At 68.4% G+C, this 26842-nt stretch carries 28 protein-coding genes; 18 read left to right on the top strand and 10 right to left on the bottom strand.

Annotated elements, in window-relative coordinates; all coding sequences use genetic code 11:
• Positions 1 to 5: 5 nt before the first annotated feature.
• Positions 6 to 908 (bottom strand): DMT family transporter, encoded by a 903-nt coding sequence (locus tag QZX62_RS02420; RefSeq protein WP_294171873.1) that lies wholly within the window; start codon positions 906 to 908, stop codon positions 6 to 8.
• 66 nt (positions 909 to 974) lie between these two features.
• Between QZX62_RS02420 and QZX62_RS02415 the strand changes: the two genes are divergently transcribed.
• Positions 975 to 2198, top strand: a complete 1224-nt coding sequence (locus QZX62_RS02415; protein ID WP_294171870.1) for an esterase-like activity of phytase family protein — start codon at positions 975 to 977, stop codon at positions 2196 to 2198.
• 5 nt (positions 2199 to 2203) lie between these two features.
• On the opposite strand, the gene ispG is transcribed toward QZX62_RS02415, so the two are convergent.
• Positions 2204 to 3334: a flavodoxin-dependent (E)-4-hydroxy-3-methylbut-2-enyl-diphosphate synthase gene (gene ispG, locus QZX62_RS02410; RefSeq protein WP_294171869.1), complete on the bottom strand. Its 1131-nt coding sequence runs from the start codon at positions 3332 to 3334 to the stop codon at positions 2204 to 2206.
• Between the two features lie 102 nt (positions 3335 to 3436).
• Between ispG and QZX62_RS02405 the strand changes: the two genes are divergently transcribed.
• From QZX62_RS02405 to QZX62_RS02385, 5 genes are all read left to right on the top strand, one after another.
• Positions 3437 to 5608, top strand: a complete 2172-nt coding sequence (locus QZX62_RS02405) for a toll/interleukin-1 receptor domain-containing protein (protein WP_294171868.1) — start codon at positions 3437 to 3439, stop codon at positions 5606 to 5608.
• A 2-nt stretch (positions 5609 to 5610) separates the two neighbouring features.
• Entirely contained in the window at positions 5611 to 6024 is a 414-nt protein-coding gene (locus tag QZX62_RS02400; protein ID WP_294171867.1) for a hypothetical protein, read from the top strand.
• 32 nt (positions 6025 to 6056) lie between these two features.
• The gene (locus QZX62_RS02395; protein ID WP_294171866.1) at positions 6057 to 6512 is read left to right on the top strand and encodes a hypothetical protein; all 456 of its coding nucleotides are present in this window, start codon (positions 6057 to 6059) and stop codon (positions 6510 to 6512) included.
• Positions 6513 to 6665: 153 nt separating this feature from the next.
• Positions 6666 to 8330 carry a DUF4231 domain-containing protein gene (locus QZX62_RS02390; protein WP_294171865.1) on the top strand — a complete coding sequence of 555 codons (1665 nt, stop codon included), beginning with the start codon at positions 6666 to 6668 and terminating at the stop codon, positions 8328 to 8330.
• A gap of 50 nt (positions 8331 to 8380) precedes the next feature.
• Positions 8381 to 9283 (top strand): isoaspartyl peptidase/L-asparaginase family protein, encoded by a 903-nt coding sequence (locus tag QZX62_RS02385; protein WP_294171864.1) that lies wholly within the window; start codon positions 8381 to 8383, stop codon positions 9281 to 9283.
• On the opposite strand, the gene QZX62_RS02380 is transcribed toward QZX62_RS02385, so the two are convergent.
• Both QZX62_RS02380 and QZX62_RS02375 read right to left on the bottom strand, forming a co-directional pair.
• Positions 9280 to 10878 carry a cisplatin damage response ATP-dependent DNA ligase gene (locus tag QZX62_RS02380; RefSeq protein ID WP_294171863.1) on the bottom strand — a complete coding sequence of 533 codons (1599 nt, stop codon included), beginning with the start codon at positions 10876 to 10878 and terminating at the stop codon, positions 9280 to 9282. The two genes, QZX62_RS02385 and QZX62_RS02380, sit on opposite strands and share 4 nt — an antisense overlap.
• 38 nt (positions 10879 to 10916) lie before the next feature.
• Complete coding sequence (locus QZX62_RS02375) at positions 10917 to 11222, bottom strand: hypothetical protein (RefSeq protein WP_294171861.1); 306 nt, start codon at positions 11220 to 11222, stop codon at positions 10917 to 10919.
• Positions 11223 to 11404: 182 nt separating this feature from the next.
• Here QZX62_RS02375 and rpmG point away from each other — a divergent pair, with 182 nt between their 5' ends.
• Positions 11405 to 11572 (top strand): 50S ribosomal protein L33, encoded by a 168-nt coding sequence (gene rpmG / locus QZX62_RS02370; protein ID WP_294171859.1) that lies wholly within the window; start codon positions 11405 to 11407, stop codon positions 11570 to 11572.
• A 129-nt stretch (positions 11573 to 11701) separates the two neighbouring features.
• Here rpmG and QZX62_RS02365 read toward each other — a convergent pair whose 3' ends face one another.
• On the bottom strand, positions 11702 to 12076 hold the full coding sequence (locus tag QZX62_RS02365) for a response regulator (protein WP_294171899.1): 375 nt from the start codon (positions 12074 to 12076) through the stop codon (positions 11702 to 11704).
• A 45-nt stretch (positions 12077 to 12121) separates the two neighbouring features.
• Between QZX62_RS02365 and QZX62_RS02360 the strand changes: the two genes are divergently transcribed.
• Genes QZX62_RS02360 through QZX62_RS02340 form a run of 5 tightly spaced genes read left to right on the top strand, consistent with a single transcriptional unit; the run spans position 12122 to position 15417 of the window.
• Entirely contained in the window at positions 12122 to 12394 is a 273-nt protein-coding gene (locus tag QZX62_RS02360; RefSeq protein ID WP_294171857.1) for a DUF3572 family protein, read from the top strand.
• A complete protein-coding gene (locus tag QZX62_RS02355) occupies positions 12391 to 13008 on the top strand; it encodes an HAD family hydrolase (RefSeq protein ID WP_294171856.1) in 618 nt (205 codons plus the stop codon). Before QZX62_RS02360 ends, QZX62_RS02355 begins: the two co-directional genes overlap by 4 nt.
• Complete coding sequence (locus tag QZX62_RS02350) at positions 13005 to 13751, top strand: SDR family NAD(P)-dependent oxidoreductase (RefSeq protein ID WP_294171854.1); 747 nt, start codon at positions 13005 to 13007, stop codon at positions 13749 to 13751. Before QZX62_RS02355 ends, QZX62_RS02350 begins: the two co-directional genes overlap by 4 nt.
• A 32-nt stretch (positions 13752 to 13783) precedes the next feature.
• Positions 13784 to 14248 carry a RidA family protein gene (locus tag QZX62_RS02345; protein WP_294171851.1) on the top strand — a complete coding sequence of 155 codons (465 nt, stop codon included), beginning with the start codon at positions 13784 to 13786 and terminating at the stop codon, positions 14246 to 14248.
• Between the two features lie 41 nt (positions 14249 to 14289).
• On the top strand, positions 14290 to 15417 hold the full coding sequence (locus tag QZX62_RS02340; protein ID WP_294171849.1) for a GNAT family N-acetyltransferase: 1128 nt from the start codon (positions 14290 to 14292) through the stop codon (positions 15415 to 15417).
• Here QZX62_RS02340 and QZX62_RS02335 read toward each other — a convergent pair whose 3' ends face one another.
• Positions 15418 to 15783 (bottom strand): hypothetical protein, encoded by a 366-nt coding sequence (locus QZX62_RS02335; RefSeq protein ID WP_294171847.1) that lies wholly within the window; start codon positions 15781 to 15783, stop codon positions 15418 to 15420.
• A gap of 83 nt (positions 15784 to 15866) precedes the next feature.
• Positions 15867 to 16727 carry a cold-shock protein gene (locus QZX62_RS02330; protein WP_294171846.1) on the bottom strand — a complete coding sequence of 287 codons (861 nt, stop codon included), beginning with the start codon at positions 16725 to 16727 and terminating at the stop codon, positions 15867 to 15869.
• Positions 16728 to 16943: 216 nt separating this feature from the next.
• Between QZX62_RS02330 and QZX62_RS02325 the strand changes: the two genes are divergently transcribed.
• Genes QZX62_RS02325 through rpoN form a run of 5 tightly spaced genes read left to right on the top strand, consistent with a single transcriptional unit; the run spans position 16944 to position 21051 of the window.
• A complete protein-coding gene (locus tag QZX62_RS02325; protein WP_294171845.1) occupies positions 16944 to 17564 on the top strand; it encodes a ribonuclease D in 621 nt (206 codons plus the stop codon).
• Positions 17557 to 18279, top strand: a complete 723-nt coding sequence (gene lptC, locus QZX62_RS02320) for an LPS export ABC transporter periplasmic protein LptC (protein ID WP_294171843.1) — start codon at positions 17557 to 17559, stop codon at positions 18277 to 18279. Before QZX62_RS02325 ends, lptC begins: the two co-directional genes overlap by 8 nt.
• A gap of 5 nt (positions 18280 to 18284) precedes the next feature.
• Complete coding sequence (locus QZX62_RS02315; protein WP_294171841.1) at positions 18285 to 18818, top strand: LptA/OstA family protein; 534 nt, start codon at positions 18285 to 18287, stop codon at positions 18816 to 18818.
• A 5-nt stretch (positions 18819 to 18823) separates the two neighbouring features.
• Positions 18824 to 19597: an LPS export ABC transporter ATP-binding protein gene (lptB, locus tag QZX62_RS02310; RefSeq protein WP_294171839.1), complete on the top strand. Its 774-nt coding sequence runs from the start codon at positions 18824 to 18826 to the stop codon at positions 19595 to 19597.
• A gap of 11 nt (positions 19598 to 19608) precedes the next feature.
• Positions 19609 to 21051: an RNA polymerase factor sigma-54 gene (gene rpoN / locus QZX62_RS02305; RefSeq protein ID WP_294171837.1), complete on the top strand. Its 1443-nt coding sequence runs from the start codon at positions 19609 to 19611 to the stop codon at positions 21049 to 21051.
• On the opposite strand, the gene QZX62_RS02300 is transcribed toward rpoN, so the two are convergent.
• Positions 21048 to 21818, bottom strand: coding sequence for an endonuclease/exonuclease/phosphatase family protein (locus QZX62_RS02300; protein ID WP_366926175.1), 771 nt, complete (start codon positions 21816 to 21818; stop codon positions 21048 to 21050). The genes rpoN and QZX62_RS02300 overlap by 4 nt on opposite strands.
• A gap of 271 nt (positions 21819 to 22089) precedes the next feature.
• Here QZX62_RS02300 and QZX62_RS02295 point away from each other — a divergent pair, with 271 nt between their 5' ends.
• Positions 22090 to 22602 carry a hypothetical protein gene (locus QZX62_RS02295; protein ID WP_294171834.1) on the top strand — a complete coding sequence of 171 codons (513 nt, stop codon included), beginning with the start codon at positions 22090 to 22092 and terminating at the stop codon, positions 22600 to 22602.
• A 45-nt stretch (positions 22603 to 22647) separates the two neighbouring features.
• Here the strand turns inward: QZX62_RS02295 and gyrB are convergent, their stop codons facing one another.
• Both gyrB and QZX62_RS02285 read right to left on the bottom strand, forming a co-directional pair.
• The gene (gyrB, locus tag QZX62_RS02290; protein WP_294171832.1) at positions 22648 to 25155 is read right to left on the bottom strand and encodes a DNA topoisomerase (ATP-hydrolyzing) subunit B; all 2508 of its coding nucleotides are present in this window, start codon (positions 25153 to 25155) and stop codon (positions 22648 to 22650) included.
• Between the two features lie 89 nt (positions 25156 to 25244).
• Positions 25245 to 26810 carry a DEAD/DEAH box helicase gene (locus tag QZX62_RS02285; RefSeq protein WP_294171830.1) on the bottom strand — a complete coding sequence of 522 codons (1566 nt, stop codon included), beginning with the start codon at positions 26808 to 26810 and terminating at the stop codon, positions 25245 to 25247.
• Positions 26811 to 26842 lie beyond the last annotated feature (32 nt).

The raw sequence follows: 26842 nt of genomic DNA, 5'->3' as shown, positions 1-26842 counted from the left end.
GCCTCCTATGCCACGGCCTCTAGCGCCGGTGAGGCCTGCTGCGGGCGCCGCGCCGCAAGGATGCAGCCCGCCACGATCAGCAGCGCGCCGGCCAGGGTGAAGGCCGACACCGGCTCGGCGAAAAACAGCCAGCCGAACAGCGCCGCCCACAGGAAAGCCGTGTACTCCGTCGTCGCCAGGTAGCTCGCCTCCGCCCGCGCGTAAGCCCAGCTCAGGAGCAGCATGGAGGTGACGGACAGCAGCGCCGCCAGCAACAGCGGCGGCCATTGCTCGGCGGGCGGCGGCGCGGCGCCCACGAAGGGCAGGGCCGCGAAAAGCGCCGCGCAGACCGTCAGGTTCTGGAAAAAGGCAATCTCCTGCGGTCCCGCCGCCAGGCTCTGCTGCCGCATCAGGATGATGTTCACCGCGTAGCATACTGCCGACACCAGCACCGCCACGCTGCCGAGCAGGGCTTCGGATCCAAGGTCGGCCCGGGCCTGGCCCAGGAAGATGACCAGCACGCCCGCGAACGCCACCACCGAGGCGGCCACTGTGCGCCGATCCACCGTCTCGCCAAGCCAGACGGCGGCGAGATACAGGGCAATCAGCGGCGCGATAAAGGCCAGCGCGATCGCTTGCGCCAGCGGCACCCGCCCAATGCCCCAGAAGAACAGCAGGCCCATGACCGTGGACAGGAGGCCGCGGGCGACATGCAGCCGCAGTGCCCGCTTGCCTGGCCAACCCTTGCGCCCCGGCAGATAGAGCGCCGCCGACAGGCCCACCGTGGCGAAGCTCCGCCAGAACATGGTCGCAAAGGCGCCGATGGCGAGCACCAGACCCTTCATCACCGCGTCCATGCCCGAGAACAGGGCGATGCCGATGCTGCCGACCAGAAAGGCCGCTGCGGGGGTGTGGCGAAACGGGTGCACGCCCCAGCCGCTAGGGCATCTGCCGCCCCGCGCAACCCCGGCCGTTGACGAACCGTTGGCTTGTTCATGACTGCACCTAGCATCACCCGCCTCCGCTTTCAGGACGAGCTGCTCGCCGAACTGCCCTGCCCCAAGCGGCGGCTGCGAATCCTGCGCGGCCTCGGCTCCGGCCTGACCCGGGCGCCCGACGGGCGGCTATGGGCGGTCGGCGATCGCGGGCCCAACCTCAAGGTCGAACTCGCGGTCGAGACCTACGGGCTTGAGGCGGTGGCGCAGCACGGCGCGGTGAAAGGCGCCAAGGTCATGCCGGCGCTTGATATCGGACCGGCTTTGGCCGAGTTGCGCCTGACGGACGACGCGGTTGAACTGGTGCGCGCCTTACCCCTCGCCGGAGGAGACGGTAAGCCGATCAGCGGGCTGCCCACGCCCGGCAGCGTCAACAGCCGGATGGAGCCCGCCGTGAGGGTGGACGGAACGCCGCACACCCCCGATCCCGGCGGGGTGGATAGCGAAGGGATCGCGGTGGCGCCCGACGGCACGATCTGGATCGGCGACGAGTACGGCCCGTCCCTGCTGCAGGTCGCGCCGACCGGCGAAGTCCGGATGCGGTGGGTGCCGCAGGGCGCCGAGCGGACGGTGGCCGATGCGCCCTACCCGACGGCCGCCGTGCTTCCGGCGCTGGCCGCCACCCGCCACGTCAACCGCGGGTTCGAAGCGATCGCCCTGTCCGACGACGGCCGCCGCCTGCACCTCGCTTTCCAGAGCCCGCTCGCGCACCCCGACGTGGACGCGCACGCGGCCGCCCGGCACACCCGCTTGTGGACGCTCGACACGGCCACGGGCGCAGTGGCGGCGCAGTATCTGTACGCGCTCGACGAGCCCGACAGCTTCCGTCGCGACTCGGCCGAAGGTCCGCTGCAGCGAAGCGACATCAAGGTCAGCGAGATGACCTGCCTCGGCGCGGATCGCCTGATCCTGCTCGAACGCGGCTCGGCCAGCACCAAGCTCTACCTCGTGCAGCTCGACCCCGAGTGCGCCTTGCCGCCGGAGCATCTGAACGCAGCCACGCGGCCCACGGTCGAGGAGCTGAGCGCGGCCGGAACCCTCGACTTGCCGGTGCTATCCAAGCAGCTGCTGTTCTCCACCGACCACCACCCGGAGATCAGCCGCGACCTTGAAGGCATGGCTCTGCTGGACGAGCGCACGCTGTTGCTGGTCAACGACAACGACTTCGGGATCGAGGATGCGGAGACCGCCTTCTGGCGGGTCGCGTTCGCCGAGCCGCTCTGAGGCGGCTACTCCGCGGCGTCGAGCACAGCCGAGGAGGCGGTCGCAGCCTCAATCTCCGCCGCCTTGGCCTCCACCAGCCGAACGATGTGGTCGACCATGCCTTCGTCCTGGACATGGTGGTCGGTGACCCCCGACAGATAGACCATGTGCCGTCCGTTGCCGCCGCCGGTCAGCCCGATGTCGGTCTCGCGCGCCTCGCCCGGACCGTTCACCACGCAGCCGAGCACGCTCAGGGAGAGCGGCGTGCGAATGTGCTGCAGCCGTTCTTCCAGTGTCTGCACGGTGCGGATCACGTCGAAGCCCTGCCGCGCGCACGATGGGCAGGAAACCACGCGCACGCCGCGGTTGCGAATGCCGAGCCCCTTCAGGATCTCGTAGCCGACCCGCACTTCCTCCTCGGGCTCGGCCGACAGCGACACCCGGATGGTGTCCCCGATGCCGAACCACAGCAACGATCCGATGCCGATCGCGCTCTTGACCGTGCCCCCGACCAGCCCGCCCGCTTCGGTGATGCCGAGGTGCAGGGGGCAGTCCACGGCCTCAGCGAGCTGCTGATAAGCGGCGACGGCCAGGAACACGTCCGATGCCTTCACCGCCACCTTGTAGTCGTGGAAGTCGTGGTCCTGGAGCAGCCGGATGTGGTCTAGCGCGCTTTCCACCAGCGCCTCCGGACACGGTTCGCCATATTTCTCGAGCAGGTCCTTCTCAAGGCTGCCCGCGTTCACGCCGATGCGGATCGCGCAGCCGTTCGCCTTGGCCGCATTGACCACCTCCCGCACCCGGTCGGCCGAACCGATGTTGCCGGGATTGATCCTGAGGCACGCCGCACCTGCGTCCGCTGCCTCCAGCGCGCGGCGATAATGGAAGTGGATGTCGGCAACGATCGGCACCTTCGCGGCGCGCACGATCTCGCCCAGTGCGGCCGTGCTTTCCACGTCCGGGCATGACACGCGGATGATATCCGCGCCCGCCTCCTCGCAGCGGCGGATCTGGTCGATCGTGGCGCGCGCATCGGAGGTCGGCGTGTTGGTCATGGTCTGCACGGTGATCGGCGCGTCGCCGCCGACCGGCACGTTGCCGACCATGATCTGCCGGGAAGGGCGGCGCGCGATATCGCGCCAGGGGCGAACGGACATGCCCCGCATATAGGCGAGCCGCCTCTTGCAGCCAAGCTAAGCAACGGTGCGGTAATCCGCCATTTCTGTTATCTACCCGACATCCGCGACTCGGGGGCACGTATGGAAGGCTCGGCCGTCCTGTCCCGCAGCGTTGCCGCCGGAGTTCGGCGAGGACCCGTTCGCGCGCCCTTTGTTCAGCGCTACTGGGCGTTCCTCAGCTACAGCCACGCGGATGCAAGCGAGGCCGAACGGCTCCACCGGGCGCTTGAGCGATTCCGGGTGCCCAAAGCCCTGGTCGGACGGCGGGCGGAGCGCTTCCTGGTTCCGGCACGGCTGATCCCCATCTTTCGCGACCGCAGCGAGTTGGCCGCCGCGGACGACCTGTCGGAAGAGATCGAGCAGGCGCTGGAATGTTCGCGACACTTGATCGTGCTGTGCTCGCCGGCGGCTGCGAAAAGCCGCTGGGTCGACGAGGAGATACGCACCTTCAAACGGCTGCGGCCTGACGGCGAGGTGCTCGCCGTCATCGTCGCCGGCGAGCCCTGGGCGTCACGGCTGGCTGACCGCGCTGCCGACGAATGCTTCCCACCCGCGATGCGCGAGCAGTTCGACGAGGAAGGCGAGCCGACCGGGGAGGCTGCGGAGCCGATCGCCGTCGACCTTCGCCCGGGTGGGGACGGGCGCGCACGGGGGCTGCTCAAGCTCGTCGCGGGCATGCTCGACCTCCGACTCGACGAGCTGGTTCGGCGCGACGAGGTCCATCGCCATCGCCGCATGGTCGGGATCAGCGCGGCATCGATCGCCGGCATGCTGGCAGCCACCGGCCTTGCGGTCAGCTCCGTCCAGGCGCGCGACGAAGCGCGTCATCAGCGGCGAGAGGCCGAAGGGCTGATCGGCTTTATGCTGGGCGATCTACGGGACCGGCTCGAACCGATCGGCAAACTCGAAGCGCTTGACGTGGTCGGCGTGCGGGCTCTCGAATATTATGAAGAGCAAGACAAACGCTCCCTCACGGACGAGGGTTTGGCGCAGCGGGCTAGGGCACTGACGATGATGGGCGACATCGCCCAGCGCCGGGCTGACCTCGACGGCGCGTTGCGGCGCTACCGGGAGGCAGGCGCGACCACCCTTGAGCTGCTCCGCCGCCATCCCGACGATGCGCGGCGCTTGTACGACCATTCGCAGAACCTGTTCTACATCGGCTCGATCGCCTGGCAGCGAGGCCGGATCGCCGAGGCCGCGAGCGCCTGGCGCGAGTACAAGCGGATGACGGAGCGCATGATCGCGCTGGCGCCCGCCAATCGCGAGTATCTGATGGAAGGCATCTATGCCGACCACAACCTTGGCGTGCTTCTGCTCCAGGCCCATGAGCGGTACTCCGAGGCAGGCCGACTGTTCGCCGGCACCCTCCCACCGCTCGAGAGGCTGATCGCACTCGAGCCTCAGAACCGCGACTACCAGAAACAGCGGTTGGAGTCGCTCGCCTACCTCGCCGACGCACAGGCCGGCGCAGGACGGCTTCGGGAAGCGGTTCGGACCAGGGAGAGAATGATCGGACTTGCGGGACGAGCGATGGCTGCTTTCCCCGACGACATGGAGTTCCGGCTCAAGCGGCTGGCCGGTGAGCCGGCTCTTGCTCGCCTGCATCTTACAACCGGTCAGGCGGAGTCAGCTTCCGTGCACGCCCATACCGGAGTGAAACTTGCCAAACAGCTTCTCGCTACCGACCCGGCCAACTCGCAATGGTCGGAGCGCGCGGCACGCGCTTACTTCGTTGCAGCGGAAGTGCAACTGTCGCACGACCAGTTGGCCGCTGCCGCAGGCTCGGCGCAAGCCGGCTGCGGGATCGTGGATCGCCTGATCGCCCGCGACAGCACCGTGGTGGGCTGGAGCGAGACCTTGCGGCGTCAATGCCTGCTGGCGCGGGCGCGGCTGGCGCTTGCCGGCGGTGCGCCCGGCGACGCACTCACCCAGGCGGACGAAGCTGTCGCGAACGCCGAAGCTTCCCGCCACAACACCTTGCGGGGTCAAGCGGATTTGGCCCGTGCGCGGCTGTTGGCGGGGGATGCGCTGCAAATGCTTTCCCGCGGGCAGGAGGCGGCGCTCGCCTGGCAGACGGCGCTGGAGAACTGGCGGGCCGAAGCGGCCACCAGTCCCGACGATCTCGCGCTGCGATCCCTGTTGCTCAGCCGCGTCGGGCAGACTGGCGAGGCCCAGCGCATCGCGGCGCGCCTTGGTGGCTTGGGCTACCAGCACCCGCTCTACGCCAAGTTCATGCAGCAGGGGGGCTGACGATGCCAACCAAGGTGGTGGTCACGTTGAAGGCGAGACCTGACGGGAACGGCGGGATCGACTGGGACGACAGAGACTGCCGCTTCGTCCCGCCCGGAAGCGGCAGGAAGAACGGCCAAGTACTTCAGATCACGGCGGATGGACCTGCCGATATCACCTTCGACCTCGACGATCGGACCGGCCGCAACCTCCGATTTCCCGAAACGCCGCGCGAGGCGATCTGGCTTCAGAACGGATCGGCCTGCCCGACCCAGCCGGGCGACGCGGATGGCGAGTTCCTGATCCGGCAACTCGGCAGGAAGAAGCTCACGATCACCGACACCAATTCGCAGAATGGCGAGTTCGGCTACGCCCTCAACTTCGAGGGCGACGGCGGCACGTTCCACTTTGACCCGATCATCAAGAACGGCTTGTGATCGGCTCAGCAGCGATCAACAGGGAGAGCACCATGGATCAGGCAATGTTTGGCGACGAAACTCAAGCCGAAACGCTGGTGCCACTAAAGGTCAAGGTGAACGTACACGCAATCTGGGATCGGGATCTCGATACGGTGTTGTTCGCGTTAGGCGGAGCCGTCGACGACAAAAAGCCGGGTGAGAAGGTGAACGCTCACGCGATCATTACAAAAGCCGGCCGACGAGGGATCATACGCTTCAGGCTTATCGATGACACGGGGCTAGACCTGAGGTTCAGTTCAACCCCATTTAGTGTGCAAGAGGGACTTGAGTGCCCAGTAGACCGCGCGAAGGACTGGCCTGCTCAAGTCGATGATTCCACGATAGCCGGCCGTTCCCTTGATGTAGAAAACCCCGGCACCAAAGGGGTTTATACCTATTCCCTGTTCTTCGATGGCGAGGACAAGTCCACTTACGAGTGCGATCCTATCATCAAGAACATCGCCTGAAGCATGGGGGAGGGTGGGGGAGCTGCCGGCCTTGGGCCTCCGCGCCCCCCTTTCTCCCTGACTGTCGGGATCACCGGGCACCGCAGCGAGGCGCTGCCGACGGGCGACGCCCTTGACCAACTTGCCGTCCGGATCGGACAAGCGCTCGACGCCTTGCGCAAGGGGGCGCTCGTCATCCTGGAGCGCGAGCGCGAGGTGTTCGCCCATGACCCGCCCTGCTTCACCCTGGTCTCCCCCTTGGCCGGCGGGGCAGACCAGATGGCGGCCTTGCTCGCCGTAGAGCAAGGCTGGGAGCTGCAGGCCGTATTGCCCTTGCCGAGCGACGACTGCGCTCGGCTCGAGCCCGAAGCCGCGGACCGGCTTCAACAATTGCTCGCACGCTCCCGCTGCGTGCTCGAACTGCCAGGCGATCCGGCTTCCCCAATCGATGCCTATGTCATGGCCGGGCGCGCGACGGTGGCCCACTGCGACCTGCTCATCGCCGTGTGGGACGGGCTTCCCGCACGCGGCCGCGGGGGCACGGCCGAGACCGTCGAGCTGGCGCTGACCCGCGGCACGCCCATTCTCCACATCCCGCCGGACGGCACCGCGCCGGCCACACTCCTGTGGAGCGCCTTCGATCCGGTGGTCGTCACCCTCCCGGGAGATCGAGCGTGCGGCCGGCCGGCCACGCCCGAGGCCCTGCGGACGATCCTGGAGGCGATGCTCGCTCCTCCCGCAGTCGACTCCGAGCGGCGGTTCGCCCGCGGCTTCCTTGCCGAAACCCAGCGGCTGCTGCGCTGGCGGCTGGAGTATCCGCTGCTGATGGCGCTTACGGGAACTCGCGCCCTGTCGCGCAGGGACTTGAGCGCGCGCTCCCAGATCGCTGCGGACCAGGCCGAATGGCACGCCTACCGCGAGACCTGCGTCGGCTGCCATGGCGTGTCGGCGTCGTTCGACATGCTGGAGGCGGCTTACGGCTGGAGCGACCGGCTGGCGACCCATTTCGCCCAGATCTATCGCAGCAGCCATGTGCTCAACTTCCTGCTGGCGGCGCTCGGGGTGTGGCTCGGCCTGTCCGGGCTGGTGCTGCATGCCGATCCGGCACTGCTCGCGCTGGCCGAGTTCCTGGTCGTGCTGGTGGTGGTGGTGAACACCATTACCGGCTCGCGCCGCTGCTGGCACCAGCGCTGGCTCGACTACCGCCAACTGGCCGAGCGGCTGCGGCCGATGCGCAGCCTCAAGCTGCTGGGCATCGCCGCGCCCGATCCGCCAGGCACCGCCGCCGAGCCGATCGCCGGACGGTGGATCGACTGGTACTCGGCGGCCATGTGGCGGACCGTCGGCTGTCCCGCAGGCCGGATGCGGAGGGAGGACCTGCCCACGCTCGCCGCCGCGATCGCCGAGCGCGAGCTGCAGCCGCAGATCGCCTACAATCGTGCCGCGGCGACCCAGGCCGAGCGGCTCGACGGCCGGCTGGAGCATGTCGGCCTCGCGCTGTTCATCGCGACGCTTCTGCTGACGTTCCTGACCATCGCCGCGCTGGAGTTCGCGCCGGAGCTGATTGGGCGGGCCGGCAATTGGACAACGGTCCTTTCGGCCGGGCTGCCGGCGCTCGGCACCGCCATTTTCGGCATCCGGGTGCAGGGCGACTACCGCGCGGCGGCCAACCGCGCGCGGCATACGGCAGCGCTGCTCGACCGGATCGCCCGTGATCTCCGCGGCACCTCCGACCTCCCCCGCGCCGCCGACCTCACCGAGCAGGCGGCGCGGGTCATGCTCGCGGACCTCGGCGAGTGGCGGCTGGTGAGCGAGCTGCACGAGTTGTCGCTCGGGTAAGCGCGTCCGCGCGTTGCACGAAGCCCGGAGGAGCGGCTACGGCCCCGGTCATGGGACGATGGCGATTGGTGATCCACGGCGGCTGCGGTGCGATGCGGCTGACGGCGGAAGAGGAAGCGGCCGGGCTGGCCGGGCTGAACGGGGCGCTGGACGCGGGGCAGGCCGTGCTGCGCCCGGGCGGAACGGCGCTGGATGCGGTCGAGGCCGCAGCGCGCCAGCTGGAGGACCATCCCGCCTTCAACGCGGGCCGCGGCAGCGTGCTCAATGCGGAGGGCCGGATCGAGCTCGATGCCGCGATCATGGACGGCCGGACCCGCGCCGCCGGCGCCGTTGCGGGCCTGCGCACGGTACGTAGCCCGATCACCGCTGCCCGAGCGGTGATGGAACGGAGCCCTCACGTGCTGCTCAGCTTCGACGGGGCGGAGGAGTTCGCGCGGGAGCAGGGCCTGGAGACGGTGGATCCAGGCTGGTTCGAGATCCCCGAACGCCGGGCGATGCTGAGCAAGGTGCTGGACGCAGGCGGCGCATTCGACGCCGACGTCAAGTACGGCACGATCGGCGCGGTGGCGGTCGACGTGCACGGCCATGTCGCCGCGGCGACCTCCACCGGCGGGCTGACCGCCAAGCGTTGGGGCCGCATCGGCGACTCCCCGCTGATCGGGGCCGGGACCTACGCCGACGACCGCGCCGCTGCGATATCCGCAACCGGCTCGGGCGAGTATTTCATCCGCGCCGCCGCCGGCCACGAGCTGACCGCGCGCATGCGGATGCTCGGCGAGGACCTGCAGACCGCGCTCGACGCCGTGCTGGCGGACATCGCGGAGCTGGGCGGGAAGGGCGGGCTGATCGCGGTGTCACCGCAGGGCGAGGCGGCGTGGGGCTTCACCACCGCCGGCATGTACCGCGGGCGCGCGGACGCGGAAGGTCGGCAAGTGGCGGTGCACGGCTTCTAGGTCACCATCGCCAGCAGCGTCTCGACCCGATCCGCTTCATGTGCCGGCTTGTCGGTGCGGATGCGGCTGATCCGGGGAAAGCGCATCGCCAGGCCCGAGCGGTGGCGCTTGGACAGGTGGATGGAGTCGAACGCCACCTCCATTACCAGCGTCTTCTCCACTTCGCGCACCGGGCCGAAGCGCTGCACCGTATGCTGCCGCACCCAGCGGTCTAGCCATTTCAGCTCCTCGTCGGTGAAGCCCATGTAGGCCTTGCCGACCGGCAGCAGCTCGCCGTCCTCGGCCCAGCAGCCGAAGGTATAGTCGCTGTAATAGCTCGACCTTTTGCCCGAGCCGCGCTGGGCGTACATCACCACGCAGTCGGCGGTCAGCGGGTCGCGTTTCCATTTGTACCACAGGCCGACGCGGCGCCCGGCGACGTAGGGCGAATCCCGCCGCTTCAGCATCATACCCTCGATAGACGCGTCGCGGGCCCCGGCGCGGATCTCCTCCAACTCGGCAAAGCTACCCGCTTCGATCAGCTGCGACAGATCGAACCGGCTCGCGTCCAGCTGCGGCATGAACGCTTCCAGCCGCTCCCGTCGCGCTTCCCATGGCAGCTCGCGCAGGTCCTCCGCACCCTCGAACAGCATGTCGTACAGGCGAACGAACGCGGGATACTGTTCCTGGTGCTTGGCGGACACCACCTTGCGCCCAAGCCGCTGCTGCAGCGCGTTGAAGCTCGCCGCCGTTCCGCCGTGCTCGTCGCCGCCCTGGCCCGCGCCCTGCACCAGCAGCTCGCCGTCGAGTACGCCGGGGGTGCGGTAAGCATCGGCGATCTCCGGAAAGCTGCGGGTGACGTCGTCGCCGGTGCGGCTGTAGAGTCGGGTCTGCCCGCCGGCATGCACCAGCTGCACCCGGATGCCGTCCCACTTCCACTCGGCGGCATAGTCGGCCAGCGCGACCTTGCCCTGCTCGAGCGGGTGGGCCAGCATGAACGGGCGGAACACCGGCACGTCGCGCGCCGTAGGCTGCTCGCCGCGGCCCTCACCCCAGGCGAACAGCTCCAGATAGGGTGGGGCCAGACCGTGCCACACCTCCTCGACCTGCTCGACATCGAGCCCGAACCCGTCGGCGAAGGCCTGCTTGGCGTTGCGCGCATTGACCCCGACCCGCAGCTCGCCCGTGGCCAGCTTCAGCAAAGCGAAGCGGCCGGACGCGTCCAGGTGGTCGAGCATGGCCGCGAGCACGCCCGGCGCGTCGGAGCGCGAGGCCGAGCGCAGCCGCTCCACCGCGTCGGCGATGCGCACCGTGCCGTCGTCCAGCTCCGGGTCGTTGCCGGCCGGCACGGGCCACAGCAGCGCGACCGTTTCGGCCAGGTCGCCGACATAGTTGTGGCTCATGCCCAGCAGCAGCGGATCGACGCGCTCCTCGGCCAATCCACGGATCACCGCGCTCTTGACCGCCGGGATGTCGAGCGTGCCCGTCAGTGCCGCCAGCGCCACCCCCCGGTCGGGATCGGGGGTGCGGCGAAGGTAATCGCCGATCAGCTTGAGCTTGCCGTTGCGTGAGCGGGTGTAGACCAGCGCATCGAGGAGCTGGGAAAAGGCCCGCATGCACCGCTTAATGCGTCAGCGGCCGTTCCGTTTCCGTATCAGTGCAGGCGCACGGCAACTGCAGCTAATATGGTCTGGCGGTCGGCTGCCGACCCGCTGCTAAGCGCGGCGTCCATGTGCGCCAGGCAGCTCTGCACCGTCACCCGGCAGCCGGGCAGCAACGCCAGTTGGGCGGAGCGGGACGCCAATCCTTCCACTGCCGCCAAGCCCCCTTGGGCCGCAAGATCGCGGATCGCATCCATCCGCCGGTGGATGTCCAGCGGCGACAGGCGCTCCGCCCGCCGATGCACGTCCGCGATACGTGCGCGCAGGTCGCGGTGTAGGTTGTCGGCCGACTCGGTCATGGCTCACCTTCCATTTACCGGCCCAGAGTTGCCGCGTCCGGTTAAGGAGTGACTAAGGCTCAGTGGCAGCGCCGTGACTGAGGAGCTTTCTTGACAAGTCGTGGCCGCGGCGGCATGGGGCTGCCCGGATTGAGCGGCGCTTTTGCCGCTCTTTGTTTTTCAAGCATTCGGGACCTTCTGCGATGGCCAAGCCGGCAACCGTCAAGATCAAGCTCGTCAGCACGGCCGACACCGGCTTCTTCTACGTGACCAAGAAGAACCCGCGCAACCAGACGGAGAAGATGAGCTTCCGTAAGTACGACCCGGTCGTGCGCAAGCACGTCGAGTTCAAGGAAGCAAAGATCAAGTGACGACCCCCTAGGGTCGTCATCCCGGACGCTGACCGGGATCCAGTAAGATAGAGCCGCGGCAGCGGTCGAAGGGCGCTTCGGCGCCCTTCTTCGTTGTTGGCTGTACCCCGGCCTTCGCCGAGATATGCCTCACCCGGCCACCGGCTCCCGCCGTTCGAGCAGCGCTGTCACTTCGTCGACGAACCTCGCTACCGAGATCGGCTTGGACACATAAGCCTGCGCCCCGGCATCGCGGACCCGCTCCTCGTCGCCCGCCCCCGCATAGGCGGTCACCGCCATGATCGGCACGTCACGCAGCGCCGGGTCGTCGCGGACCTGCCGGATGAATTCCATGCCGCTGATGTGCGGCAGCTGGATGTCGGTGATGATGAGGTTGGGCTTGGCCGCCTGCGCCCGCTCCAGCGCCTCGCGGCTGTCGGTCACTGCGTGCGGCTCATGCCCGTGCGCCGCCAGCAGGTCGCAGAACAGCTTGATGTTGAGGGCGTTGTCCTCGACAACCAGGATCCTGGCCACTTACTAGCTCCCGAGCCTCACCTCCCCTTATAGGCGATGATCAACCCAGCCTCAAACAACGACGACCCCCTGACGGTTGCACTGCACGCGCTCGCCGTAACGATTCGGGACGAGCGCCGCGCCGAACGGCTGCTGGACTTGAGCGGCATCGCACCTGCAGACCTGCGCGAGCGCGCCGACGATCCGCAGCTGCTCAGCGCCGTGCTGCGCTTCCTGGAAGCGCACGAGCCCGACCTGCTGGCGGTCGCCGCGGAGCTTGGCCGCAAGCCGGAGGAACTGGTCGCCGCTCGGAGCGCTCTCGAGGCATGAACCGTCCCCTGCTGGTCACCGACTGCGACGAAGTCCTGCTGCATATGGTCTCGCACTTCGCCGAATGGCTCCACGAAGCCCACGGCATCAGCTTCCGCCCGGAGGACGGCGATTTCGGCGGCTCCATGAAGCGTGCAGCGACCGGCGAGCGGGTGCCCTCCGAAGAGGTCTGGCCGCTGCTGCATGCCTTTTTCCGCGGCGAGATGCATCGGCAGACGCTGGTTCCGGGCGCTCTGGAAGGGCTCGGGCGGATCGGCGAGGTGGCGAATATCGTGATCCTCACCAACCTTCAGGACGAGGCGCACCCGTGGCGGGTGGACCAGCTCGCCAGCCACGGCATCCGCCACGAGGTGGTCTGCAACCAGGGGGGCAAGGGCGCTCCGCTGCTGCAGCTGGTCGAACGCCATTCCGCCACCCGCAGCCTGTTCGTGGACGACTTGGCCGTGCACCACGCGTCGGTCGCCAAACACTCGCCCGAGACCATCCGGCTGCACATGGTCGCCGAGCCGCGGCTGGCGGGGGTTACGGAAACTGCCGAGCACGCCCATGCGCGCATTGACGACTGGCCTACCGCGACCGGCTGGATCCTTGATCGCCTGAAGGACGCGGCATGACCAAGACGATCCTGATCACCGGCGCCACCGCCGGGATCGGCGCGGCCAGCGCGCGGCTCTTCGCCCGCAACGGCTGGCGGGTGATCGGCACCGGCCGCCGCGGCGACCGGCTCCGCGCCCTGCAGGAGGAGCTTGGCGAAGCCTTTCTCCCACTCGAGCTCGACATGCGCGACCTGGACGCGCTCGGCCGCATGGGCGAGCTGGCCGGTGAGTGGGGCGGGCTGAACCTGCTGCTCAACAACGCTGGCCTCGCCCCGCCGGCCGAGCCGCTGCACGAGCAGGACTGGCAGCAGCTCGACCAGGTGATCGGAACCAACATCACCGGGCTGGTCGCGCTCACCCGCGCCGTCCTGCCGCGGCTGATCGAGCGCCGCGGCGCGGTGATCAACCTGTCCTCGGTCGCCGCCACCTACCCTTATCGCGGCGGCGCGGTGTACGGCGGGACCAAGGCGTTCGTTCGCCAGTTCTCGCTGGACCTGCGGTGCGACCTGGCCGGCACGGGGGTGCGCGTCACCTCCATCGAGCCCGGCATGGCCGAGACCGAGTTCACCCTTGTCCGCACCGGCGGCGACCAGGCCGCGTCCGCAGCGCTCTACGCGAACATGGATCCGATGACCGCGGAGGACCTGGCCGAGACCATCTGGTGGGTGGCGACGCTGCCGCCGCACCTCAACATCAACACGCTGGAGCTGATGCCCACCAGCCAGAGCTTCGCCGGGTTCAGCGTAACGCGGAAGGCTTGATTCGCCGCGGCGCCGGTGCTTGGGGCTGACCCATGAACAGCATCGACAACCGCCTTGCCGAACTCGGCATAACCTTGCCGCAAGCCGCCGCGCCCGTCGCCTCCTACGTTCCGGCGGTGGAAGCGAACGGCCTCCTCCACATCTCGGGCCAGATAAGCTTCGCCGAGAACGGCAGCCTGATCACCGGCCGGCTGGGCGAGGATGTCGACCTCGAAGCCGGGCAGGCCGCCGCGCGCCGCTGCGGGATCATGCTGCTGGCGCAGATCAAGGCCGCGCTCGGCTCGCTCGACCGTGTGCAGCGGATCGTGAAACTCGGCGTGTTCGTCAATTCGGCCGGCAGCTTCACCGATCAGCCGAAGGTTGCCAATGGCGCGTCCGAGCTGATGCAGGAAGTGTTCGGCGAAGCGGGCCGCCACGCGCGCTCGGCGGTGGGCGTTCCCGTCCTGCCGCTCGGGGTGGCGGTCGAGGTCGACGCAGTGGTCGCGATCCGCGACTGACCTGCTGACACTTCATGCCGGGGTACTTATCTCGGTGCGTAATGGCCGACCGTGAAGCGATCACCGCCCGCATCGGCGGCGGCGTGGGGGAAATCGAAGCAGCCCAATGGGACGCGCTGGCGGGGAGCGCCGACCCGTTCCTCAGCCATGCCTTCCTGACCGCGCTCGAAGAGTCGGGCAGCGTCGGCGGGCGCAGCGGCTGGACTCCCCTGCCGATCCTAGTCGAGGAATGCGGCGAGCCGCTGGCAGCGGCGCCGGCCTACCTCAAGAGTCATAGCCAGGGCGAGTATGTGTTCGACCACGGCTGGGCCGAGGCCTGGCAGCGCGCAGGCGGCGACTACTACCCCAAGCTGCAGATCGCCGTGCCGTTCACGCCGTGCCCGGGACGGCGATTGCTCGGACAGCGGCCGCAGGCGCTGCTGGCCGCCGCCGAGGCCGTGGTCGAGCAGAATGGGCTGTCCTCGGCCCACGCCACCTTCATCGCCGAAGCTGAGATCGCGGACTTCGAAGCGCGCGGCTGGTTGCTCCGCGACGGCACGCAATATCATTGGTTCAACCGCAGCTACGCGAGCTTCGACGATTTCCTCGCCGCCTTGTCCAGCCGCAAGCGCAAGGCGCTGCGCAAGGAACGGGCCACCGCGCGCGAGGGCCTGACCTTTCTCCAGCTCCGGGGCGAGGACATCGCACCGGAGCATTGGGATGCGATGTGGCGCTTCTACCAGCACACAGGACGGCGGAAGTGGGGGCGGCCCTATCTCACCCGCGGCTTCTTCGACCGCATCGGCGAGACCATGGGAACACGCATCCTCCTGCTGCTCGCGCTGCGCGACGGCCAACCGATCGCGGGAGCGCTGAACCTCATCGGCGCCGACACGCTCTACGGCCGCTATTGGGGTGCGACGGAGGAGGTGCCGTTCCTCCATTTCGAGCTCTGCTATTATCAGGCGATCGAGTGGGCGATTGCGCACGGCGTGGCTGAGGTCCAAGCGGGCGCGCAGGGCGAGCACAAGCTGGCGCGCGGCTACGAACCGGTGATCACGCGGTCCGCCCACTTCATCCCGCACCCCGCCTTCCGCGAGGCAGTCGAGCACTTCCTAGAAAGCGAGCGCCACGCTGTCGCCGCGGAAGTCGAGGCTTGCCGCGCGGAGCTGCCCTATCGGCGCGAGTAGCTACCTCGGCCTCTGCGATCCTTCCTTGGCCAGCATGCGCTCGCCAAGGTCCTTCCACGCCTTACCACGCTCGATCATGTAGCCGCCGCATTGCTCCAGCATGGGTCCAAGAGCCTTGCCTTGCAGAGCCGCACTTGCGGCGACCACCCGGGTCTCCAGCTCACTGCTGGGGACCTGCGCATCGACCCGGCCGAAGAAGAAGGTCATGGCCGCCTGGATTTCACCCTTCTCCGCTTCTGTAACCTTTCCATGAGCTTCTTGGAGGGCCAGCGCGCACTGGAGGTCGAACGCGCTGCGATCCGGCGTCGCTGCGGTCGCCGCGGTCGGAGCCAGCAGCATGGCAAGCCCCGGGAGCATCATTTTCATTCTGACTTCCCTCCACAGAAAATAAAAAGGCCCGCCCGGAATGAACCGGACGGGCCCCTCGCCCCCGCGTGAGCGGGTGATGCTTACTGGACCGGCGACAGGTTCACGGCCGCGGTCTTGCCGCGACGATCGACCTCCAGCTCGAACTCGAGCCGGTCGCCTTCGTTGAGCGTCGGCATGCCGGCGCGCTCGACGGCCGAGATGTGGACGAACGCGTCCGGTTGTCCGTCGTCGCGCTGGATAAAGCCGAAGCCCTTCATGGCGTTGAAAAACTTAACGGTGCCGCTGGCCTTTTCGCCGGTCAGCTGCCGCTGCGGGCCACCCGCGCCGCGCTCACCGCCCGGACCGCCAGCGCCGGCGCTGGCTCCGCCGGAGCGCTCCACCGCCATCGGCTCGCCTTCGATCCGCAGGTTGCTGGCCGAGATGCGGCCGCCCCGATCAACCAGGGTGAACTCCAGCGGCTGACCGTCGGCCAGGTCCGTGAGGTTCGCCTGCTCCACGGCCGAGATGTGCACGAACACATCCTCGCCGCCATCGTCGCGGACGATAAAACCGAAGCCCTTTTGCGGGTTGAAGAACTTGACCACGCCCTTGCCCTCGCCGACGACCTGCGGAGGCATGCCGCCACCGGCACCGCCGCCACCGCCGCCGCTGCGGAAGCCGCCGCCACCGCCACCGCGGAAGCCGCCGCCGCCACCGCCGCCGCCGAAGCGATCACCGCCGCCGAAGCCGCCGCCACCGCCGCGGTTGTAACCGCCGCCGCCGCCGCCGCCACCAAAGCGGTCGCCGCCGCCGCCAAAGCCGCCGCGGTCACCGAAGCCGCCGCCGCCGAAGCCGCCGCGATCACCACCGCCGTACATATCGCCACCGCCGCCGCCGAAATCGCCGCCCTTGTCCCGGCCGCGCCCGCCGCGATCACCCTTGCGCCCTCTATCGTAACCCATGCCCGTCCAAACTTCCCTGGCCCAAACTTCATGTAAACCAACGCGCTGGGCTCAACGGCGCAACCGGTCATGGCGCACGACGAGGCGCACCAGAAGCGGTTCTTAACGCAAAATGCAGGCTTGCTCCAGCCTTTCCATGGCGTCTCCGGCAAGGCCGGGTTAAGCGGTGCTGGAACAGGGCCGGGCGAACAGGGCTCGGCAGCCAGAAGGAACAGCATGGCCATTCACTTCCACGAAGAAGATCTGCCCTCCCGCGATCTGTTCGCGCCGGGGCCGATCGCCGTGGATACCGAAGCCATGGGTCTGCACCCCGGGCGTGACCGGCTGTGCCTGGTACAGCTGTCCGACGGCAGCGGGGACGAGCACCTGGTGCGCTTCTCGCCGGGCAGCGACTACCGGGCGCCCAACCTCAAGCGGCTCCTGGCAGACCCTACGCGCCTCAAGCTCTACCATTTCGCCCGGTTCGACGTCGCGATCATGCAATTCTATCTTGGGGTGATGGCCGCCCCGCTTTATTGCACCCGCACCGCGTCGCGGTTGATCCGGACCTACACCGACCGGCACGGCCTCAAGGAGCTGGTCAAGGAGCTGCTCGGCCAGGACCTCAACAAGCAGCAGCAGACCAGCGATTGGGGGGCGCCGGAGATCAACGACGCGCAGCGCGACTACGCCGCCAGCGACGTGCGCTACCTCCATCAGCTCAAGGAGAAGCTCGACGTCCGCCTGGAACGTGAAGGTCGCACCGCACTGGCCCAGGCCTGCTTTGACTTCCTGCCGCACCGTGCGCTGCTCGACCTCGCGGGCTGGGACGAGCAGGACATCTTCGCCCATGTCTGAAGCGGCCTTGCAGCAGCGCGAAACGCAGCAGCACTGGGCCGAGCCGGGCAGCCGCCATGACCGGGTGGTGAAGCTGCTCAAGATCGGGCTGCCGAGCGCGGTGGGCGTGATCGCGGCCGTCTTGCTGATGGCGCCGCTGACCAAAAAGGCGGAAGTGAGCTTCATCCTCGACAAGAACGAAGTGGAAAGCGCGCCCGAGCGGATGCGGATCGAGTCGGCGCGTTACACCGGCAAGGACGACAAGGGGCAGCCGTTCGTCGTCCAGGCGCAGCGGGCGATCCAGCAGACCTCCGACCAGCCGATCGTGATGATCCAGGGCATGCTCGCTCGGCTCGGACTGCAGACCGGCACCGCCACCATCCGGGCCGACCGCGGCCGCTATAACCTCGACGATCAGCGGGTGAACATCATCGGCCCCGTCCGGGTCAGCGGACCCGAGGGCGAGCAGCTGGTCACCCAGAACGTCACGGTGGACCTGCGCAACCGCACCGTGTCGGGTGGCGCAGGTACTGGCGGGTCGGACGCCGGCGACGTCCAAGCGGGCGGCGTGAGCGGGGACGCGCGGTCCGAGCAGCTCGCGCTCAGCGGCGGAGTCAGCGGGCGGATCAAGCTTGGGCAGTTCACCGCCGGCCGGGTCCGGGCCGACCTTGGAACCCGAACCATCGTGCTTGATGGCGGCGCACGGTTGAAAATCGAGCAGAGCGCCGTCAGATGATGGCGATGGGGCGCAAGATCATCCTCGCCGGCCTGCTTGGGGCATCGGCCGGCATCGGCAGCCTCGCCGCAGCGCAGGAGCCGGTGTCCGCGCTCCGCGGCCTCAATAGCAACGCGCCGGTGGATATCAGCTCCGACCGGATCGAGGTGCAGGAACGCGCCGACCGCGCCATCTTCGTCGGCAACGTGGTTGCTCGCCAGGATCGGCTGACGCTCGAAACGGCCAGGCTGACCGTCGCTTATTCAACCAGCGGCGGGATCGACATCGACCGGTTGGACGCCGCAGGTGGCGTCGTCGTGCGCAGCCCGTCGGAAACCGCGCGCGGCAACTTCGGCATCTACGACCTCGACCGCAAGCTGATCACCCTGATCGGCGACGTGCAGCTCACCCGCGAAGGCAACCAGGTCAACGGGCAGCGGCTGGTCATCGACCTGAACACCGGCCGGGCGGTGATCGACGGCGGCTCGCCCGGCGTGGCCCAGAGCGGCGGGCGGGTGACCGGTCGCTTTACCGTGCCGCAGCGGCCGAACGGCAGCTAGTCCCCGTGCTCGACACCCGCACCAGCCCGCGCACCGCGCTATCGGTCGATGCGCCGGTGCGCGGGCTGGAGGTGCGCTCGATCGCCAAGTCGTACGACAAGCGCGCGGTCCTGCACGACGTCAGCCTGAGCGTCAGCCGGGGCGAGGTGGTCGGCCTGCTCGGCCCTAACGGCGCCGGCAAGACCACCTGCTTCTACTCGGTCATGGGCTTGGTGAAGCCCGACGCCGGCCGCATCCTGCTCGACGAGCGCGACATCACCCAGCTGCCCATGTACCGCCGGGCGATCCTGGGCCTCGGCTACCTGCCCCAGGAGACCAGCATCTTCCGCGGCATGACGGTGGAGCAGAACATCTCGGCGGTGCTGGAAGTCTCCGAACCGAACCGCGCGGCCCGGCGCGAGCGGCTTGAGAAGCTGCTCGGCGAGTTCGGACTCCTCGGCCTGCGCGACTCGCCCGCAATGGCGCTGTCAGGCGGCGAGCGGCGGCGCTGCGAGATCGCCCGCGCGCTGGCGGCGGAACCGTCGATCATGCTGCTGGACGAGCCGTTCGCGGGGATCGATCCTATCTCCATCGCCGACATCCGCGACCTCGTGAAGGACCTCAAGAGCCGCGACATCGGCGTGCTGATCACCGACCACAACGTCCGCGAAACGCTCGACATCGTCGATCGCGCCTGCATCATCTACGATGGGCAGGTGCTGTTCCAGGGCACGCCCGACGCGCTGGTCAGGGATCCTGACGTCCGCCGCCTCTACCTGGGCGAAAGCTTTTCCCTGTAGGGAGCGGGGCCATGGGACTCGGACCCGGCCTGTACCTCCGCCAGTCGCAGTCGCTGGTCCTGACCCCGCAGCTGACGCAGGCGATCAAGCTGCTGCAGCTCAGCAACCTCGAGCTGGAGGCGGTGATCGCAGAGGAGCTTGCCAAGAACCCGCTGCTGGAGTCGCGGTCGGGCGAGGGCGGCGAAACGGTGATCGTCCGCGAGGACCGCGAGACCGGCGACGATCCGCCCGATCCGCAGGGTTCCGACGAGCTCGCTGCTCACGGCGAGGAAGCGCTCGATACCGACTGGCGCGACTCGGCGCTCGACACGGACAGCGCCTGCGACCTCGGCGGCTCGTCCGATGAAGGCTTCGACTTCGACCGGCTTCCGACCTGCGAGACGCAGCTGTGCGAGCACCTCATGGCGCAGCTGCGCGGCCACAGCGGGGCCGAAGCGCGCGCGGCCGAGGCCATCATCCACGAGCTTGAAGGGAGCGGCTACCTGCTGACGCCACTGCCCACCGTGGCGCAAAGCATGGGCGTCAGCCCCGAGGAAGCGCAGGCCGGCCTGGCTCTGGTGCAGTCCTTCGACCCGCCCGGCATCGCCGCCCGCAATCTGGCCGAGTGCCTGGCGCTGCAAGCCAAGGCCGCGGATCGCTACGATCCGGCAATGGCGCGGCTGATCGACAACCTCGACCTCCTCGCCCGCGGCCAGATGGCGGCCCTGAAACGCATCTGCGGGGTCGACGACGAGGATCTCGCCGACATGGTCCGCGAGCTGCGCGCCTTTGATCCCAAGCCCGGCTGCCGCTTCGCGTCCGAGCCGGACACGGTGCCGGAACCCGACGTGCTGATCACCCGCACCCGCGACGGCTGGGAGGTCGAACTCAACAGCGCGACCCTGCCGCGGGTGCTGATCAACCGCCGCTACCACCACGAACTCAAGACGGGAGCGCAGAGCAAGCAGGGCCGCGCTTGGCTGGCCGATTGCTTGGCTGACGCGAACTGGCTGATCCGCGCGCTCGACCAGCGCGCCCAGACCATCGTCAAGGTCGCCTCCGAGATCGTCCGCCAGCAGGAGGGCTTCTTCCGCGAGGGCGTGCGCGCGCTAAGGCCGCTGACCCTGGGCAAGGTCGCCGATGCGATCGGCATGCACGAGTCCACCGTCAGCCGGGTCACCAGCAATAAATACCTGTTGTGCGAGCGCGGGCTGTTCGAACTCAAGTATTTCTTCCGCTCGGGCGTGGCGGCCGAAGGCGGCGAGGGCGCCTCGGCCGAAGCGGTCAAGGCGGCGATCGCCAAGCTCATCGCCGACGAAACCGAGGTGCTCAGCGACGACACGCTGGTCGACCTCTTGAAGGCTGAAGGCTTCGACCTCGCCCGCCGGACGGTCGCCAAATACCGCGAAGCGCTGGGGATCGGCAGCTCGATCCAGCGCCGCCGCCAGCGCGCGATCGCGGGCAAGGCGGCCTAGAGAACCAGTCGCGCCCACACCGGCAGGTGGTCGCTCGCCTTCTGGGCCGCCGCGCTATGGTGCACGCCGGCCGCCTCGATCCGCAGCCGCTTGTCGACGACGATCCGGTCCAGCGCCGCAACCGGCCGGCGCGAGTGGAAGCTCGGCCCGGTTGGCGCGATGCGGTAGGCGCCGTCCAGCTCTTGGAGGCACCCCGCCGCGGTCCGCCATTCATTGGTGTCGCCCATCAGCACCGTGGGCATGGCCTGCGGCCGCGCCCCGATCTGCTCCAGGATCGCCCTTAATTGCCGCCGCCGCCACAGGCCGGACAGGTCGAGGTGCAGCCCGACCACGCGAAAGGGCTGGTCGTTCACCAACAGCTCCGCCATCACCGCGCCGCGCGGCTCCAGCGTTGGCAGCTCCAGCGCGGCCACGTCCATCACCTGCACATGCGGCTTCACCAGCAACGCGTTGCCGTGCCAGCCGATGCTGCGGGTATCGACCTTGAGCAGCTCATCGACCCGCGCGCCGACCCTTGGCAGGCGGTCGAGCACCCGGCGGTTCTTCACCCCCAACGGCACCGGCTGGTAGCCCGAGTGCGCGTCGAACAGCTCGTGCGGCACCGCCGACGCGCGCCCGCCCACCCGCTTGTCCGCTTCCTGCAATGCGACCACGTCCGCGTCGATCTCGTGCAGCACGTCGAGCACCCGCCGCGGATCGCGCCGCCGGTCGGTCCCGATCGCCTTGCGCATGTTGTAGGAGGCGACAGTGAGAGGCAGGGAACTCACGGCTGGCCGGAACAAGGCACTTGCCGCGGGTCGGGTGCGGCGCAAGCGAGCAACATGCCGCCGCTGTGAAGCCCCAGCGCGCGCCTGGCAAGTGCGATCCGGGCTGTGATCGGCGCGCGCGCGCCCGGGACCGGCCGTTTACCTTCGGCCATGAACGCATAATCGCCAGCCCGTGCGTGGCAAAGTCGGGGCGAAGTCAACAACTCCTGCGCGCGCCGATCGTTATTTAACTCGTGGGGGCTGCCGAAACCAACAGGGGTGGAGGATAAGCATGACTAAGGCCGCACTAATCACCGCACTGATGCTCGCCGGCGCGCCGGCGCTGGCCCAGACCGCGCAGCCCGCCGGACCACCCGACGTGGCCGCTCCGACCACGCCGCCCGCATCGGAGCAGACTCCGGCGCCCAGCACCACGACAACGCCAACGCCAGAGCAGCCTGTCCCGACGACAACCACGACGACGCCGACCGACCAATCGGCGCCTGGCACGGCCGCGCCAACAACCAGCGAAACAAACTCCACCGCCGCCGATACGCAGGCCTCAACGACCGCCAGCAGCGATCCGATCGCGGCTACGGTGAGCGCGGACTGGGCCAAGTATGACGCGAACAGCAACAAGAACCTGAACCGGGCCGAGTTCAACAAGTGGATCGGCGACCTGCAGGCGGCGGCGGAAAAGAAGGCGCCGACGCGGGCCTATCTGTCCAATGCGTTCCGCAAGGCTGATGGCGACAAGAGCGGTACCGTCTCGCAGGACGAGCTGACCGCCTTTCTCAAGGGCTAGTGCTGGGCGGGCGGGCAACCTGAAGAGGTCGCCCGCCCGACGGCCTCAAACGTCGAGGTTCGCGACGCTCAGCGCATTGTCCTGAATGAACTCGCGGCGGGGTTCGACGACTTCGCCCATCAGGCGCGAGAAGATCTCGTCGGCGACGTCGGCCTGCGACACTTCCACGCGCAGTAGCGAGCGGTTGGCGGGGTCGAGGGTCGTCTCCCACAGCTGCTCGGCATTCATTTCGCCCAACCCCTTGTAGCGCTGGATCGACAGGCCCTTGCGCCCCGCCGCCAGTACCGCGTCGAGCAGCTCGCTCGGTCGGGTGATCGCCACCGGCTTGCCCTTGGTATCCGCGGCCGCCTGCTCCAGCGCTTCCTCGCCCTCACCTGGGCCGACTGTGGGCTCGGCTTCGACCTGCGCGCCTTTCTTCAAGGTGCGCAGCGTCGATGGATGCGCGTAAACCTCGGCCTGCTCCCGCGTAAGGGAATGGAGCTTGCGGGCCTCGGCCGAGGCGATGAAACTCGGCTCGACGATGGTAACGTCGGTGACGCCGCGCCACAGCCGCTTGAGCAGGTAGCCGCCCTCCGCCGCCAACTCGCCGGTCCAACGTCCTTCGGCATCGCCCTGTTGCAGCCAGACCGCGACCTGCTCGATCGCCGCGCGCCGGCCATCCGTGGCAAGCTCTGGGTCGAGTGCGCCCGCCAGGGCCAGCGCCTCCAGCAGTGCCGGATCGTACTTCTTGGGCGCATAGCGCATCAGCGTGCGGACCCGCCGTGCGTGGTCGACCAGCTTTCGCAGGTCCGCCCCTTGCCGAACGTCGCTCACCGTCTCCAGCTGCAAGCCCTCAAGACCGCCATCCACCAGATAGTCGTCAAGCTGAGCGTCGTCCTTGAGGTAGACCTCGGACCGGCCCCGCGCGACCTTGTAGAGCGGCGGCTGGGCGATCAGCAGGTGGCCGGCCTCGATCAGCTCGGGCATCTGCCGGTAGAAGAAGGTCAGCAGCAGCGTCCGGATGTGGGCGCCGTCGACATCGGCGTCCGTCATAATCACGATCTTGTGATAGCGCAGCTTGGCGAGGTTGAACTCCTCGCGGCCGATGCCGGTGCCGAGCGCCTGGATGATGGTCCCGATCTCGCGGCTGGACAGCATCCGGTCGAAGCGGGCGCGCTCGACGTTGAGGAGCTTGCCCCGGAGCGGCAGGATCGCCTGATTGTGGCGATTGCGGCCCTGCTTGGCCGAGCCGCCGGCCGAGTCACCCTCGACCAGGAACAGCTCGGAGAGCGCCGGATCGCGCTCCTGGCAGTCGGCGAGCTTCCCCGGCAGAGAAGCGATGTCCATCACGCCCTTGCGCCGCGTCAGCTCGCGGGCGCGCTTGGCGGCTTCGCGCGCGGCGGCGGCGTCGATGATCTTCTGGATGATCGAGCGGGCGTTGACCGGATTCTCTTCCAGCCATTCGGTCATCTTGTCGCTCATCAGCGCTTCGAGCGGCTGGCGCACCTCTGATGAGACCAGCTTGTCCTTGGTCTGGCTGCTGAACTTGGGGTCGGGCAGCTTGACCGAGACGATGGCGGTCAGGCCTTCGCGCATGTCGTCGCCGGTCAACGTGACTTTTTCCTTCTTCAGCATGCCGGACCTTTCGGCATAGCCGTTGACGGTGCGGGTCAGTGCCGCGCGAAACGCCGCCAGGTGGGTGCCGCCGTCGCGCTGCGGGATGTTATTCGTGAAGGGCAGGACGTTCTCGTAATAGCTGTCGTTCCACTCTAGCGCGACGTCGATGCCGATGCCGTCGCGGACCGCCGAAATGGCGATCGGATCGGGGAACAGCGGCGTCTTGGCGCGGTCGAGATATTTCACGAAGGCGCCGATCCCGCCCTCGTAGAACAGCTCCACCTCGCGGCGCTCCTCGTGACGCGCGTCAACGATGACGAGGCGCACACCTGAGTTCAGGAACGCCAGCTCGCGGTAGCGATGCTCGAGCTTGTCGAAGTCGAACTCGGTAATCTTGAAGGTCTCGGGGCTGGGAAGAAAGGTCACGCGGGTGCCCTTCTTGCCTTCCGGCGCAGGCCCCACGACTTTCAACGGTGCTTCTGCATCGCCGTGACGGAAACGCATGAAATGTTCTTCGCCGTCACGCCAGATGGTGAGGTCGAGGTGCTCGGACAGGGCGTTCACCACCGACACGCCGACACCATGGAGCCCGCCCGACACCTTGTAGGCGTTGTCGTCGCTGGTGTTCTCGAACTTACCCCCGGCATGGAGCTGGGTCATGATGACCTCGGCCGCGCTGACGCCCTCCTCGGCATGGATGCCGGTCGGAATGCCGCGGCCATTGTCCTCGACCGTGACCGAGCCGTCGGGGTTGAGCTGAATGAGGATGCGGTCGCAGTGGCCGGCCAGCGCCTCGTCGATGGCGTTGTCCGACACCTCGAACACCATGTGGTGCAGGCCCGAACCGTCGTCGGTGTCGCCGATGTACATGCCGGGCCGCTTGCGCACCGCATCGAGGCCTTTCAGGACCTTGATGCTGTCGGCGCCGTAGCTGTTCTGGTTCGCGTCTTCTGCCATGAAGAATCTATAGCCCGCTGAGTGGAATTGTCACGCGCGCCCGCGTGCGCGAGGAGCCCGCCGAACGCCGGCGAACCCCTCGGTAGTGCTTAGTAGGCGGAGTTGCGGTTGCCCGACGGGCGCCCACCGCGATTGCCGCCGCCCGGACGCCCGGTACCTTGCGGCCGGGTGCCGCCGTTACCCGCCGGACGCTGACCGCCCGAACCCTGCCGCTGCCCGCCTGCTTGCGGGCGTCCGTGGTCGGTCGTCGGACGGGCATGGGTGTGCTCCGTGCGTTGCTGCGCGGGACGCTCGCCGTGCGGACGCGCGGTCGCCGGATGCGGAGCGCGGCGGCGCCCATCGCTGCGGGGACGCTCCTCGCCCTGCGGCATATCCTGGCGCGGGTCGTTGCGCGGCAGCCCCATGCGCTGCGGATCGCGGGCATGGCCGCGCGCGCCGGACTCGTTGCGCCGGTTGCGCTGGTTCGGCTGCGGCGCGCGGCGCGGCTCGGGCTTCAGGCTCTTCATCGCCTGTACCGCCGCCACGAAGCCTTCGGGCAGCGGCACGACGCTAAGCTTCTGCCGGGTTAGCCGCTCGATGTCGCGCAGGAACGCCCGCTCGTCATCGGCGCAGTAGGCGACCGCAATGCCGGCTGCGCCCGCTCGCGCCGTGCGGCCGATCCGGTGAACATACTGCTCGGCGACGTTGGGCAGGTCGTAGTTGATGACGTGGCTGACGCCCGGAATGTCGATCCCGCGCGCCGCGATGTCGGTGGCAACCAGGATCGGCACCTCGCCCGACCGGAACAGGCCGAGCGCCCGCTCGCGCTGCGGCTGGCTCTTGTTGCCGTGAATGGCGTTCGCCCCGATGCCGCCCGCCTCCAGGAAGCGCACGATCTTGTCCGCGCCGTGCTTGGTCCGGCTGAACACCAGCGCGCGGTCGATCTTGGTGTCCTGAAAAAACATGGTGAGCAGCGCGGTCTTCTCGGCCTGATTGACGAAGGTGACCTGCTGCTCGACCCGCTCGGCGGTGGTGGCAGCGGGCCTGACCGCCACTTCCGCGGGATTGGTGAGGTAGGTATCGGCCAGCTGCTTGATCATCTTGGGCATGGTCGCCGAGAAGAACAGGGTCTGCCGCTTGGCCGGGATCAGCCGGACGATCGCCTTCAGCGCATGGATGAAGCCAAGGTCGAGCATCTGGTCAGCCTCGTCCAGCACCAGGATCTCCAGCGCGCGCAGGTCAACGGCGCGCTGATCGACCAGGTCGAGCAGCCGGCCCGGGGTGGCGACCAGCACGTCGAGACCGCGCTGCACGGTGCGGACGCTCTTCTGGTTGGCGACACCGCCGAAGATCACGCCGACGCTCATCTTCATTTGCGCGCCATAGGCCTCGGCGCTGGCGGCGATCTGCGAGGCGAGCTCCCGCGTCGGCGCAAGCACCAGCATGCGGATCTGGCCCGGGCGCAGGACCTGCGGCTTGTTCGCAGACAGCCGGTCGAGCGAGGGCAGCATGAACGCCGCGGTCTTGCCGGTGCCGGTCTGCGCGATGCCGAGCAGGTCGCGCCCGCTGAGCACGGTCGGGATCGCCTGCGCCTGGATCGGCGTCGGCTGCGAATAGTTCTTGGCGGCGAGCGCCTGAAGCAGGGGCTTGGACAGCCCGAGTTGTTCAAAAGTCATGTTGTTCCACATAAAATGACACGCCCGAGCGC

The sequence above is a fragment of the uncultured Sphingomonas sp. genome, from assembly GCF_902806265.1.
Classification (GTDB): Bacteria; Pseudomonadota; Alphaproteobacteria; order Sphingomonadales; family Sphingomonadaceae; genus Sphingomicrobium.
This window is presented reverse-complemented; position numbering and strand designations above follow the sequence as displayed.